The organism is Bradyrhizobium sp. USDA 4369, assembly GCF_054056435.1.
This window is the reverse complement of the sequence record NZ_JBSRYH010000001.1, coordinates 8,183,635-8,198,047: the sequence shown is the minus strand read 5'-3', so window position 1 is coordinate 8,198,047 and position 14,413 is coordinate 8,183,635. Positions and strand designations below refer to the sequence as shown.

8 protein-coding genes are annotated in these 14,413 nt (G+C 64.0%); 2 read left to right on the top strand and 6 right to left on the bottom strand.

All coding sequences use genetic code 11. From position 1 onward, the window contains the following. Positions 1–67: 67 nt before the first annotated feature. On the top strand, positions 68–2,101 hold the full coding sequence (locus ACVIJ6_RS37110; protein ID WP_456776823.1) for a TonB-dependent siderophore receptor: 2,034 nt from the start codon (positions 68–70) through the stop codon (positions 2,099–2,101). Between the two features lie 342 nt (positions 2,102–2,443). Here the strand turns inward: ACVIJ6_RS37110 and ACVIJ6_RS37105 are convergent, their stop codons facing one another. The 3 genes from ACVIJ6_RS37105 to exbB all read right to left on the bottom strand — a co-directional run bounded on the left by ACVIJ6_RS37105 (position 2,444) and on the right by exbB (position 4,482). Then, positions 2,444–2,692 (bottom strand): energy transducer TonB, encoded by a 249-nt coding sequence (locus ACVIJ6_RS37105; protein WP_456776822.1) that lies wholly within the window; start codon positions 2,690–2,692, stop codon positions 2,444–2,446. Between the two features lie 642 nt (positions 2,693–3,334). Next, the gene (exbD, locus tag ACVIJ6_RS37100) at positions 3,335–3,757 is read right to left on the bottom strand and encodes a TonB system transport protein ExbD (RefSeq protein ID WP_456776821.1); all 423 of its coding nucleotides are present in this window, start codon (positions 3,755–3,757) and stop codon (positions 3,335–3,337) included. A gap of 8 nt (positions 3,758–3,765) precedes the next feature. Next, the gene (gene exbB, locus ACVIJ6_RS37095; protein ID WP_456776820.1) at positions 3,766–4,482 is read right to left on the bottom strand and encodes a tonB-system energizer ExbB; all 717 of its coding nucleotides are present in this window, start codon (positions 4,480–4,482) and stop codon (positions 3,766–3,768) included. 1,065 nt (positions 4,483–5,547) lie between these two features. On the opposite strand from exbB, the gene ACVIJ6_RS37090 reads away from it, so the two are divergent. Further along, entirely contained in the window at positions 5,548–6,174 is a 627-nt protein-coding gene (locus ACVIJ6_RS37090) for a response regulator (RefSeq protein WP_456776819.1), read from the top strand. 579 nt (positions 6,175–6,753) lie between these two features. Here the strand turns inward: ACVIJ6_RS37090 and ACVIJ6_RS37085 are convergent. From ACVIJ6_RS37085 to ACVIJ6_RS37075, 3 genes are all read right to left on the bottom strand, one after another. Then, the gene (locus tag ACVIJ6_RS37085) at positions 6,754–7,338 is read right to left on the bottom strand and encodes a DUF4399 domain-containing protein (RefSeq protein WP_456776818.1); all 585 of its coding nucleotides are present in this window, start codon (positions 7,336–7,338) and stop codon (positions 6,754–6,756) included. 255 nt (positions 7,339–7,593) lie between these two features. Next, entirely contained in the window at positions 7,594–9,090 is a 1,497-nt protein-coding gene (locus ACVIJ6_RS37080) for an SUMF1/EgtB/PvdO family nonheme iron enzyme (protein ID WP_456776817.1), read from the bottom strand. A gap of 34 nt (positions 9,091–9,124) precedes the next feature. After that, complete coding sequence (locus ACVIJ6_RS37075) at positions 9,125–14,161, bottom strand: helicase (protein ID WP_456776816.1); 5,037 nt, start codon at positions 14,159–14,161, stop codon at positions 9,125–9,127. Positions 14,162–14,413 lie beyond the last annotated feature (252 nt).

Below are 14,413 nucleotides of genomic sequence, written 5' to 3'. Positions count from 1 at the left end.
CTCCGCTCCGACGCAACACGATCCCTACAGCGGCAAGTATAACGGGGCGATCGCCGAGACATCCGACGTGACCGGCACGAACAAGCCGATCCTCGACACGCCGCGTTCGGTCTATGTCGTCACACCCCAGACGCTTCAGCAGCAGATGCCGCAGAGTCTCTCCGAAGCGGTCCAAAGCATTCCCGGAACCTATGCTGGCAACGGGACGGGCGGCAACACGGACTACATCACGCTCAAGGGGTTCGAGGTCAATACGACCGACGCCATCCTGATTGGCAGCGGCAATGGGCTGCTGGTCGATGGTGTTCGTGCACCGATGAACCGGGCCCTGAACGCGAACTCGAACAGCGTGGAAGTGCTCAGCGGCCCGGCCTCCTACCTGTATGGCTATTCGGCCGAAGGAGGTGTGCTGAATGTCAATCGCAAATTGCCGCTGCCAGAGGCCCATTACTCGGCGGAGTTGATCGGCGGTGCGCCCAGCGGCGATTTCAAGAACCTCGCAGGCTCGGTCGATGCGACCGGACCGCTTTACAAATCGGCTGACGGCGTGTTTGCCTACCGGTTCGTCGCCAGTGCGTCAAAGAGCGACCCCTGGCGCACCGGCAACCCCGTCAGCCGCGACGAGCTCATTGCGCCGACGTTGGCCTACTACAGCGACATGGTCAATTCAGTCCTTGCCTACGAGCACGGCCAGAACAGGCAGCCCTATGACCGCGGCGTCACCAGCTTCAACAACGCGCCGCTGAACATCCCGCGGACCGTGTCGTATTCGGAGCCGTTCTCGAATTACAGCGAGAAATACGACTGGGTGCATGGCCATACCGATTACAATTTTGACAAGGACACCGATTTTCATCTCAGATATTCGTATGCATCCACACTTATGAACCAGTCTGTCATCAGGTCGGACAATCAGTCGGATTTCAATGCCGCGACCGGAAACATCAGGCGCTACTACTCCACAAACGCTCCCGATGGACGCCAGACCGATCAAGGTCTCATCGGTTTCAGCGGCGCCCACCGCTTCGACACCGGAATTCTGCACCATGAGCTCCAGGCCGGCGTCGATTACTATGATGCAACGCTGACCGAAAGAGATGTGTTCAACAGCAAGAGTTTCGACGGGTTCAACCTCTATAATCCGGTCTACGGTCGGGCCAATATCGGGCCGCTGACCGCCACCCCCCATCCGGCCGGCGAGCCGCTTTCATTGCAGAAAATCCGCGAACTCGGTGTGTTTGCGCAGGAAGCCGTCACCCTCGGCAGGCTGACGCTCGCCGGCGGTGGCCGCTACGCCCAGATCTACGAGTATCAGCGCTATGCTGGTGCGACCCAGACCGACTATACATCGTACGCGTTCCTGCCCTCTGCGTCGGCTCTGTTCAAGATCAACGAAAGCACGTCCCTGTTCGCCGATTACGCGCAGTCCTATCGTCCGAACATCTACGCGACGGGGCTTGGCGTGAACCTCAAATTCGTCGGACCGATCCTGCCGCAGCAGGGCACCGGCTATGAAGGCGGCATCAAGGCGAAGTTGCTGGACGGAAAATTGCTGGCGCAGGCATCCGTATTTCGGATCGACAAGACCAACGTACAGACCCTGATCGGCAACGCCCTGACCTTTCAGCAGGCCCAGCGCTCGGAGGGCGTCGCGCTCTCGCTGCTTGGCAAGATCACGCCAAACCTGGATGTCAATGTTGCCTATAGCCATCAGCGCGTTTGGGTGACGGACGACTTCGCGGCGAACAACACCATCGGCAAGCAGGTCGTCAACGCGCCCAGTGACATATTCGCGCTTTTCGGCGCCTATCATTTCATGGACGGCGCGCTCGATGGTCTGACGCTTTCCGCCGGGCTGAGCGGCGCCAGCAGGAACGCCGTCGATTCGAGAAACTCGTTCTTCCTGCCTGGATATGTGGTCGCCAACGCCGGCGTGTCCTACAGCTTCAAGACACAACCTGGAGGTCCGCTGACGACCTTGTCCTTCAAGGTCAACAATCTGTTCGACACGACCTACTATCCCTCGTCCGGAAGCAAGACGAACTGGATCACGGTCGGGGACCCGCGCACGTTCCTCTTCAGCATGAGAGTGAGCTTGTAAGGCATTCCGGGAATGCCGACGTTGGCGTGACACGGTGACCTGATCGTCGCCATGCTTCGGAAAGTGAGGTCGCGCGCCGTCGCGACTTCTTCGACGTGTGGGTAAGGCGCGGGCATCGCCCGCACATTTCGTCGTCGGCGCCGCGAGGATCTGGCAGATCGAAGCCAGGCGCGGGGTATGCAAACCTGTCCGCTTTCGACCACCGGCGCAACCTGGTCGGCTGACACGACGTGCCTTGACGTTCCCTTGGCATCGTGGCGCTGACCGGCCGTTCCGAAGCGACAGAGGACGCTGCTGGCACGATGGCGTCGCGTCTGGCCCGTCTGGAGCGAATCCAGTGTCTCACCGCGAGAAGGTGATCGGGACGGTCAGGACCGTCTGGGCTTGGGGCATGCTTGGCGGAAAGGGCGGCAGCGGCTGGGCGCGTTCGATCATGGCCAGAACCTCCTGGTCGAGCGCGGATGAGCCGGAACTGCGTACGATGTGGCGCGACAGAACGCGGCCGTTGCGACTGACCGTGAAGTTGAGCTGGACAGTCCCTGTCTGGTGCTCGGCGGCCGCCGCGGCCGGATAGCGTTTTGCGCGCTGCAATTGGGCCCCTCAGTTCGCCGAGCCATGCCGCCCGTCCGTCGTCGGTGCCGACACTTGCGACGTCTTGATGTCGGGGCGGTGCAACGAGCTTGGCGGTCCGCGCTGATGTGGTCTCGGCGGACCTTGCGGCAGGTTTCTTGCGATCGGTGTGCTCGATCTTGGGATGCCGGGCTGCGGGCGGATGGATGTTCGCCTCGGGCTTCGGCAGCTCGACCGCTGTCTGCGCGGGCGGCGGCGCTGCGATCAGCGGCTCGGAGATCTCAGACGATGCCGCTGGCTGCGACATCTGCTCGACCGGCACCGCCCGCTGCGGAGGCACCGTAGCCGCTGATTGCTGTTCTGGCTCTGACGAAGCGTCCTCGGGGGGCGGCGCCAGCTGCGGTGTTGGTTCGGCGACCGGCTCCGTGACCACCGCGTCCTGTGCTGGTGCCACGTCGACGGTCTGCGACGAGGGTTCGGTCGAAGGCGGTAGGAGCTCGACGGTCACGACGGGCGCTGCAGCCAGATCGGGCGCGGGCCGGTGCAACGCCAGATAGCCGACCAACGCCAGAATGTGAGCGGCCAGCACGACCGTCGCCGCCAAGCCCAATCCGGCCCAGGGGGCTCCGTCTTCTTCGTCATGCAAATCGGCTGGGAGGCTGCTCATGTCCCTTGCCTGGACTCCAGCGCGACCAAGGCAACCTTGGTGTAGCCGGTCGCCCGCAGCAGATTCATGACCTCCATCACTTCGCCATAGCTGACGGAACTGTCCGCGCGGAAGAACAGGCGTCTCTCGCGATCACGTCCGCTCGCGGCATCGAGCGCCCCTCCGATCGCCTCGCGCGTCACCGGCACGTCGCTGATCGCGAGCGAGCGGTCAGCCTTCAGAGTGACGAAGATCGGTTGGTCCGGTCGCGGTTGCAACGGAGCTGTTGATTTGGGCAGATCGACGGGCACGTCGACGGTCGCGAGCGGCGCCGCGACCATGAAGATGATCAGGAGCACCAGGATCACGTCGATGAACGGTGTCACATTGATTTCGTGGTTGATCGTGAGATCGTCGCCGCTTTCGGCTCGAAAGACCATATCGACGCCTATTCTGCGGCTTCGGGGATGGGCTGCTCAGGCGATTCTGCCACAGCCCGTGTCAGCGACGACTGAGACGGACTTCGGTCCGCCAGGCAAAGGACGGCGACTGACGTATCCCGCAACGTCGCGCGATAGCTGCCGATCGCGCGCGTGAAGGCGTTGTAGATCACAACCGCCGGAATTGCGGCGACGAGGCCGGTCGCGGTCGAGAGCAGCGCTTCGGCAATCCCGGGGGCCACGACAGCAAGGTTCGTTGTATGCAAGCGCGAAATACCAATGAAACTGTTCATGATGCCCCAGACGGTGCCGAACAGGCCGACAAAGGGGGCGACGGCGCCGATCGTGGCGAGCAAGCCCATGCCGAATGCGATGCGCCGGCTCGCCGCGGCCTCGACACGCTCGAGCTGCCAGGAAAGCCTGTCTCTCACCCCATGCTCTGAAACACCGGCTGACAGTTCGACTTCTCTCAACGCAGCCGCAACAAACTTGGCCGCGACGTCACGGTGAAGTCGCAGCTCCGACGCTGCGGCCGCGAGCGTCCGCGCCGCCATCAGGACACGCAGCCCGGCTCGTGCATTCTGCTTCGCGAGATGAAGTTCGACCGTTTTGAACAGCCATACTGTCCACGTCAGGACCGAACACAGGACCAGCCCGAGCATCACGCCCTTCACGATGATATCGGCGCCGAGAAACATGCCCAAGGGTGACAGTTCGGCAGGCACGGCGCTGCTGCCACTGGGGGCCTGCTGCGCAAGGACAGGGGAGGCGCCTGGCGCCGGCGGCGTCGCCTCTTGCGCAGGCTCGCCAATCGCCGAAGGTTGCGGCGGCGGACTGGCTACAACAGCATTACTTGAAATGGGCGTATTTGACGCCGCGTCCGCGGTCTGCGTGCGGGCCACCTGTGACGACGAACTGACGGGGGATGGCACTGCCCTGACCGAGGCCGAGTCATCCGCCCGGGGCGGCGCTCCTGTGCCAGGAGCAGGAGATGGCAGGTCTTGCGCCAATGCGGACAGGTTCGGCCAAAACAGTACGGAGACGATAATGACGGCAGCCATCCAGATCCGACATGCAAGATGTCTGGATCGTTGTGAGGCTCGAAATGATATTAATGCATTCATTCTGATGCGCTCATCCTAATTGCTGGCCTGCGTTGTCAATCCGAAACGTGCGGCGATCAGCTATACGACGACTCACGTCTCTTGGGACGAGATCGATTGCGAGTTCGCGTCCGGTCGAACTCGGATGCCATCGTTCGAAACTCATCGTCGTGTTGGATCGGGGCGAAAGTACGAAAGAAAGCTCGGGGCGTCATCGCACAACATGCGATGGCTCCGTGATCTCCGAGGACGCATTCTGAAGTCACACTGTATCGACGGAGCATGTTTTCTGTCTCGGGAATAACTCCCGCTCCGATGACGCAAATTTCCTGGTTTTGAGGCGAGGAGATCCGATGTTGGTTGCGCGACGGACATGCTGCGAAGGAGGCAATCTGAACGGTTGGCTTTGAACTTGTCTGGCGGCGGATGCTGTCCGGCGGGTCGTAGGCAGTCGCCGAGACTCATCGCGCGCAGTGGCCGATCTGTTTGCAACCGCAGATTGGCGTTGCGAGCAAGTCGAATTGGCCTCCGCGGTGGTCCGGATAAGGTTTCCTCAATTAGGTCTTTCTCCTTGCTTAAATCGGAGACAGTCACCTATCTCAAGATCGGGACAGTAATCACTGCGCCGCTTGCTGTCGTCGATCTGATTAGTTAAATCAATATCCGAACCGGATGCCGGGCTGACTTATGCGCATTCTCGTTGTCGACGACCACCCGTTGATTGTGTCGGGTTGCAGAGCTTTGATCGAGAACATTCCAGAGATCGAGCTGATCGAAGCTGCGGATGGCAAGGCGGGCTATAGCAAGTATTTCTCGTCAAGTCCGGACGTCGCGGCGATCGACATCAAGCTTCCAGGCATTTCCGGGTTCGAACTGTGTCGCCGCATCTTGCTGCGCGACCCGAAAGCCCGGATCATCATCCATAGCATGCACAACGATCCCATCTTTGCTGCTCGCGCGATCGAAGCCGGTGCGAAGGGATATCTGTCCAAGAACGACGACCCCTCGCGTTTCATCGAGGCGATGCGTCAGGTCGCGCAAGGCGCTGTCTATCTCTCGGAGGAGATTGCCTGCAAGCTTGCCTTTTTCAAGTTATCCGGCAGATCAAGTCCGCTTCTCGACCTGAACTCGCGGGAGCTTGAGATTCTTCGACTCCTTGGCGCTGGCCTGACCCCTGCGGAGGTCGCCGACACCCTGGATGTCTCATACAAGACGATCGCCAACAATTGCACGGTCTTGAAGAAGAACCTTGGCGCCCGAACCATGATGGATCTTGCGCGAATCGCGATCGAACACGGGTTGACTTTAGGATGACTCGAAATATGTGCTGAAGCTGGCGCCTCTACGATCGCCTCCGTCTTGCACTGCCGTGGTGGCTGATCGGGGAGCGCGTCGCGGTGACGGTCGCCGCGGGCGAGGTCCGGATCCGCCATAGCGCTAGGAGGTCGCAGTCCACAAGCAAGCGAAGGGCCGCCGTGTGCGGATCGTCGATCCGGTTCATCTCGACGGCGCTGCAGCGCGCGGTGGCGTCGCATCGCCGGGCCCTGAAGGCCGAGGCTTTGGTGCCCGGCATGCAGCCCCCAGTGGTCAAATTGGAAGGAGGTCGCTCGGTGACGGGGTCCTCCGGCTAGCCCATCTGAGTGTGTGGAGCAGCAACCATCCGCTGCAGGGCGCCGTTTGCTGTCAAAGCCCAGCCTGGACGCATGCTGATCGGTCCCGGAGAGCCGCATCTCGTTTCGCAATGGCAGAGATCCAAAGGCTCGATCATCGTTGCTGCGGCCCTGCCATCCAACCAAGTCACGCACTGCGCGTATTTTGATTCCGCCATTCGGAGGTTCGATCCCTCCTGCCCCAGCCAGCGCAACCGATTGTTGTCCTGCTCGAAAACCGGCGTCACTTCGGCGCGGCAAACAGGTCTTTGAGGAAATCTACGGCGCCCGTCGACTTCGACGGGTCGGGCGGTGCCGCTTCGGCCGTCGATGTTTCAGTCGGGCGGGCCGTGCGCGCGTGAACGTGCTTCGTCCGCCGGTGGGCCTGTTCGGTGCTCCGGCCGAGGCGCTGCGCAGCGTCGGTGACGGTGATCGTGATCTTCTTCGACAGCAGCGGCGGATCGAAGTTGAAGTGCATGCCATCGCCCATCACGAGTTGCAACGTGTGCCTGCCCGGCGGGAGCTCGATCAGAGCTTCGGTCTCGCCGCCTCCGTAATGCAGGTGCTTCCTGTCCTGCGGAATCGGCTCGCCGGGGCTGATCGGTTCGTCCGAGTCGATCAGGAGATGATGATGGCCGGTGTTGGAAAAGCTGTCGCCGGCATGGGTCACGCCCATGTTGCGCAGGCCGAAGCGGCACCAGAACGGGCTCTTCACCGTATCGCCGTCGCTGGGAGAGATGAAATAAAGATAGGCGTCCTTGGGCGCCGTCTTGCCCTGCGCCGACGTCTGCGTCGGCAACAGCATCAGGATGGCTGTCAAGGCGGACATTGCGACCACCGCGTGACAACATCTCCGCCAGGGCCTCCGATCGGCCGGCGGCGCGGCATACGCAGATCGTTCTCCCGTCATCACTCCGAACTCACAAATTGGATCAACATGGATGGCAGACATCGAACAAAGGCAGACGGTCGATACATCGACCTCAGCAAGGCGAATTTGAGGTTCCGATCAGTCTCGCCTGCCGATTCCAGATATGTCAGCAGCAACACGGCGCGACGGAGCACAGGTCGAAGCGGGATCGCGTCAGGGCGAAAGCGCGATGCGCAAGCCATGGGTCGGATATCTCACGCGGCCATCATAGCGGTCGCGGCTGCCGCTGCGCGCATAGCTGGCATCATTCTTCCACGAGCCCGAGCGAATGACACGGATGAAACTCTGCTCGTCGATCCAGGCCGAGCCATCCGACGGCGCTCCCTGATAGGTCTTGTGCCAGCTGTCGGCGACCCACTGGTCGACGCCACCGCCCATGTCGAACAGGCCAAACGGATTGGCGGGAAAGCTTCCGACCTTCATCAGCTGTGCAGGCGCGCCGGCGTCGTTGCACCGGCTGCAGTTGGCCATGCCGCCGCGCATCTGGTCGCCCCACCAGAATGCCGTGCTCGTCCCGCCGCGCGCCGCATATTCCCATTCGGCCTCGGTCGGCAGCCGAAACGGCTTGCCGACCGTCCGAGAGAGCCACGCCAGGTAGTCCCGGGCATCGTCGTAGCTGACATTGGTGATCGGATTGTCGTCCGGACCGCTCGTCACGTCAGCGCACGCTTTGTCGGCGACGCATTCCTTCCACTCGCCGATCGTGACCGGGTATTTGCCGAGCGCGAACGGCTTGATGGCGACGCGGTGAACCGGAAGCTCGGAGCTCTCGGTGCCGCCCATGGCGAAGGTTCCGCCCGGGATCATCACGATATCGGGCAGGCGGATCTTGGCCGCCTCAGGGCTTGCTGTCGGCGTCGTCGAGGCTGCCTGGGCGGTCAAATCGGCGGCGAGGGGGACGGCTGCGACCTGAGGAGCCGGTTCCGCGATCGCCAGCGACTCTGGGAGCGGATCAGCTGGCGGGCTCGCAGGAGCGGTCGCGGTGGAGACGGCCTCCATTGTGACGCTGCGGACGGCAGGATCGGTGCTTGCGAGACCGGACGATGGGACGGAGGCTTCGCGAGCTTGCAGCTGCGCCGCCGGAGCCGGGATCGGCTCTCGCGCCAGCATGAACCAGCCGCCGGCGGCTGCGAGCAGCAATGCCCCCAGGCCCAGGCCGACCGCGGCGCGGGTCCACATCGGCGGTCCGCGCTCTGCGACGGCAACGGCCTTGCGAAGGCGGCGGGCCAGCCCGTGATGCCCGTGCGCCTGCCAGATCTCCGCGTGGCTGCGCGCCTCGTCCGGAGCGTATTGCGCGATCGACACGCCAGGAATGCTGCAGACAATTCGTCCGAGCCTCCCGCCGCTGGGAGCGGTCGCCTCGACCTCGGCAGCGTCGCATGAGGCTGCGAGAGATTGCTTCAAGGGGCTGCACATCATCAGCAGCAGTCCGCCATCGCCCTTGCTTCGGCGCCGCTCCTGGATTTCGGGGCACGACGCCTGCTCGGCGACATGATGGAAGCTGGGGGCACGCAGTGCATTCAACGCGACGCGCACGACCCGTCCACACCGCGCGCAAGGTACAGGATAAATGGTGGTGGCCAGCGACTTGGCCGGCGCGTCGGGCGCCGGAGCCGGCGATGATTTGGAGACATCGATTCCGGTCAGCATGCGCGAGCCGCCATGCGCCGGCTGTGCCGCCGGTTCATTGTCCCCAGGCGGTAAACGCATCCGTGAATGCGCGCTCACCGTCCGCTCCCTTTTCGATCGCCAGCACGGCGCGGCTGCCGCCATTGTACACGATCGGGATATCGATCCATTCCTTGCCCTTCAGCAGCAGGAAGTTGCGCGTCTTGTCGACCTCATTGGCGGACAGCGCGATCATGAAGAATTCCGGTGTGACCTTGGCGGTCAGGGTGGACAAGGCGGCGCCGCGGCCCGCTTCCTTGGCCTTCATGCTCACGCCCTTCAAGGTTTCGACTCCTGCGTGGCTCAGGTCGCCCGGCCAGTTGAACTTGACCTCCAGAATATGGCTCGCCGGCATTTCGCTTTCCTTGTTCGGCCGCAGCGACAAGGTGGCCTTCATCTGCTTGTCGATCTCGACATCGCCTTTGATCGAAGCCGGCACGCTGCCGGCGGCGGGCTCGACGTGCCAGGTCACCTTGCCGAGATAGCGCTTGCCGCCCGGATCCTGCGGGTCCTCCTGATAGAGAACGGCATGCGACACCATCGGCTGGGTCGCGTTCCCCGTCGTGATGGTGCTGCCAGGAGAGCCCTCGCGGGCCGTCGTGCTCCTGACGTCCGGCGTCATTCGTTCAGCGGTGACCTTGCGCGGCTCGGTGGTGGCCGGCAGCGCGGCAGCAGGCGGGGCCGCGTTCCACGACGCCGAGAGCTCAGTCATGACCGTCTGCCAGGAGGTCGCGATCCTACTTCTTGTCGGTTGCCAGACGAGCGAGGCGGTCACCAGGGTGATGGTCAGGGCTGCGGCTGCGGCCACGATCTGTCGGCGCACCGAGCGGCGCGGCCGCGCTCTGATCTGGTCCAGCGCGGGACGCAGGCGTGCCGACAGCCGCTGATGATCGGTGATGGCACGGCCGCGCCCGCGCGCCATGACCGCGGGCTTTTCAGACGCGTCCACCGGCTTGGCGCGAGAGGTGTCCGAGGGATCGTCCAGGGGCGACGTCGCTTCCGCGCGAGGTTCGCTCTCGGTGCCTGTCACCCGAGCAACGGGCTTTATCCAGGGCGGCAGCCGTGGAGAGGGGGGATCAAGCGACGAGACTTCAGCCTTCTCCTCGCTGGCGACATCGCGCCCCGACCGGCATGATTCCTGCGCCTCATCCGCCGTGCCGCCGGTGGTCGTGCTGCGCAGCCAGTCCGGCGCTGGAGGCTCCCTCGACACGCTCAACTCGTCGCGCTGCTCCCGCCGTGCGAGCAACAGGTTCTCCGCGACTGTCGCGATCTCATCTTCCAGCGAATGGGCCGGCCGTGTGACGGGCAGGGCAGACGGCAAAGGTTCTGCGGCGCCGGCGGGTGCGGCAGACGCAGAAGGTGCTGCAGTCGCCGAGGCCTGTAGCTGGACGAATTGTTGCGGCGGGTCGATCATCGGAAGCGCAACGTGCTCGACACGACGCGCATGCTCACGGAGCCGGATCACCCGGTCGGGAAACAGTGCGTCGAGGAGGTCGCAGATCGTCGTCTTCGGCGGCATCAGCTGGCGAATGGAGATCGGCACGCCGCCGCGTGGGCCGTGCGCAATGTCTCCGATGTCGCGATCGCCCGGAACGAATGTCTTCCCGCCCGGTCGGTCTTCGGCGACGGCGAGAACCTTGCGGCCTCTGAGCAGGACCGTGAGTTCGCGCAGGTCTGATCGCGAGGCATCGTCGATGACGACGAGATCGAATGCTTCCAGTCGCGCCGGCAGCAGTTCGGCAACGCGCCAAGCCGGCATCAGCTGGCAGGGGATGCCTTTGTGGCAATTTTCGAGGACCTCGCGCGCAACCTGGCGCAGCCGGAGCGCGCTCGGACCGGAGCAGGTCGCGGCCATCTTGCGCGACGTCGTCGTGAACATGGTGAACGCCTGCCGCACGGCGCTGCTCGTGTTATGGACCAGCGCGAGGTGCATCCGCGCAACGACAACGTCCTCGAACAGCTCGCGCAGCCGCGTCTCCAATGCGGCGCGCTGCTCGGACAGATCCTGCAGCAGCTGCTGCTGACCGACGCCTTCGGTCTGTCCGATCAGCACGGCCCAGTTCCAGGCCATCATCCAATCGGCGACCAGCACCGGATCGCCGCCGTCCGTGGTGGCCGGCTCGGTGCGGATCCGCCGGGCGAATGCGCTGGCTCCGGCCTCGGTCAAGCTCTGGCAAACCTCATGGATGAGTTCGATATCCTGGCGCCGCTCATGCAGGCTCTGCAACTGCTTGCACATGACGCCCCAGCGCGTCGCGATCTCGCGCTGGTCGACGTCGGCGCGCCCGATCTGCGACAGCACCTCGGCCTGGACCCGTGTCGTGATCGCTTCGCAGCCGTGAAACAGCTCGTTGAGCCGGGCGAGCTCGCTGCGCTGCTTGCCGATGCGCTCGGCAGTGCTTCTGATGACGGATGCGAGTGCGGCCAATCGGCGGCTGTCGCCGAGCAAGCTGGCGACTTTGCCGGCCGGCATCGACAGCTTTGCGATCGTGGCCAGGACATTGCGGCTGGCCAGCGCCGCGGTCACGATCGCGACCTCGACGCTCCTGACGACGCGCTCGTGGCCGTGGAGGGTGTTGGCGGAGTCTGGCTCGGGTGCGGGCGCACCGATCTCGACGGCCAGTGTGCGCCATCGGACGTCGAGCGAATGCAGGTGACGCCGCCACGTCAGATAATCGCGCACATGGGCCCAATCGGCCGCGTTGTTCGGCGCGAAGCCGGCGATTGTGATCGCATCCAATGTCTGCTTCAGCACGCGCCCGGACCGTGAGAACGTCGCAAAGGCCCTTTGTCCGGCCGAGAGCCGCTCGACGCTCCTCAGCAGCTCCTCGTTGGTGAAGGCGTCAGCCGGAATGTCCACCGGCCTCACCAGGAATCCGGCGCGTCGTGCCAACAAGGATGATGCATCGCGGGCAAAATCAACCAGGATGCCGCTGTCGACGGAGGTGTCGCTGGCCTCGGAGCCGACCGGAGACAGCGATGCAAGCCATGGTTCGTCGGTAATGGTCCGATGCGCCGCCGCCAGTGCCTCGAGATCGCTGGCGAACTTGTCGACGCCCTCCGGCTCGAGTTTCGCGACGGCCTGGTGGGCCAGCTGGCCATCATCGCTGTCCTGGTCCGCTAGCGCGGCCATCAACTGAAAATCCGCGTGCAGCCGCATCACCGCAGCGGCGTCGGGCAGCTGCGCGATGTCCGGCACCCGGTCATCGAGGTATTCGATGTCTCCGCCAAGCCGTGATCGCGCCGTCCGCGCCTGGTCGACCGCGGCGACGATCAGATCGGTCTCGCTCAGAAATCGCAGCGGCCGATCAGTGAACCACGCATAGGCATCGCGATCGGCAATCATGGTTGCCAGCCTCTCGAACGGCAAATCGGAGGTGCCGGATCGCAGCAGCGTACGGCCGGCGATGTCGGTGACCTCGTCATCGAGACGCGTTATTGCGTGACTGGTCGCGATGATGTCCTGCTCGAGCCGGTTGACTTGTTCGGCCTGGGCGTGAAGGTCGGTCGTGTCCAGGATCGACAGCAGCCGGCTGACCACGCGCTCAGCGTGCTTCAACGCGTCCTTGTCGGATCCGGTCAGATCGACCGTGATGTCGCGAACGGCGCGGGGCAGCTTTTCGGACAGGGCCAAAAGTGCGGGTTCGTTGCGGGACACGACGAGGACCCGCAAGCCAAGCGCGAGATGGTGACAGACCACGTTGGCAATTGCGGCCGTCCGGTCGGGCGCAACTGCGCCCTTTACGACAAGTCCGTCCGATCGCTGGAGCTGGCGCACGATCTCCATCTGGTCGGAGTTGGTCGGCAGCGGAAAGAACAGATCGCCGCGATCTGCCGCCGATTGCGCGGCTGGCGTGGTGTCGATCGGGTCCCCGATCACGTTGGACAGCCGCCGGCGCGTGCCGTCATGGGGGGCGCGATCCACAGCCCCGAGCAAACAGTGAGCCAGCGCAGTGAGCCAGCCCTCGTTCGCCGGCATGTAGTCCAGCGCTCGCTGCAGGCGCTTGAAGTCGCGCAGCAGGAGCCCGCTCGAGCGCGGCCGTGCAAAGATCACCCAGCGATCCGAGACGACCAACTGGTCAGCTTCTTCCGGCGGCAGCAGCTTCGCATCTGGCTGCCCCGGGCAATAGAGCCCGTCTGGGTCGAGCTGTGAGCCGATCGCGCTGAGGATGGGCTCGAAGCTGGCGGGCTCGAACGGCGAAAGCTCGACGCCGTGCGCGAGCCGCTGCTCGGCCGTGTTTCCCGCCAGCCTTGCAGCAGATGTGAGCGGTTCGAATGCGCGTAGATTGACCGTCGCGCCGACCATGCGGGGACGGATTCTGATCTCGGCGTCCGCCCCTTCGAGGACCTCGATTTCGACCGGACGTTCGAGCAGCGGCAGGTTCAGCTCGCGGCCGCCGCGCCGCCAGCGTGACACGCCGACACCCCATACGATCTCGCAGCTCGCATCATTGTGCCCGGCCGCGGCCACGCGCGCCATGTCGCGCAGCCTATGGTGAAGCGCGATGGTCCGGCGGCGTGGGCGCTCGGCCGCGGCCCAGGCGGCCCAGGAGCCGGCAAGATAGCGATCCAGACGTTCGATGACATCAGGGCGTTGCTCCAGGTGCAAGCGCACGCTCCAGAGCTCGGCGGACGCCGGCTGTGCGCTTGCCGGCGCACAGTGCTCGGCGCGCGCCTGCACTGCAGCGATCAGCCTGTCCCTCTCCGCCGTCTGCACCGTGATCGTCACGCGCTGCCGAACCAGCGGACGCCGGTCCGGCTCCGAGGAGACGTCGATCCACATCGCCAGATCGGCGTCGACCGCCGGCGGATCGGCCGGAAGCAGGCGCTCGACGGCGAGCCAGACCGGGCCATGCGCGTCGAACGTGTTGCAAGTGACGCCAGGCAAATTCTCCAGCTCGTGCTGATGGAATACGAAGCGATGTCCGCCCGCGAGCTGATGGTCGGACAGGCGGTCGACCAATTGCGCATCGTCGAGGATGACCTCCGCCACATGATCCAGGACCTTCTGCAAAGGTCCGACCGCCGGCTCCAGTCGATGGACGGCGTTCATGTTGGCTCTCCGACAATGGCGGCGACGAAGCGAAGCAAGCGATTCACCCTCGCGTTTGGGGCCTGGCATTCATCCGACTTTGCGGCCAACTGCGGCAAACGCAGCCGCGGGCATCAAAGCAGATGGACGCGCTCTTTGCGTCAGCGTCTTGGTGTGGCCAGCTGATGTTGTTCGTCCGCCGCTTTCGCGGAAATACTAACAAGCGTCGGCTGGTCCAAACTAATTGCCGGACAATAGGGGGCACGCAATGCG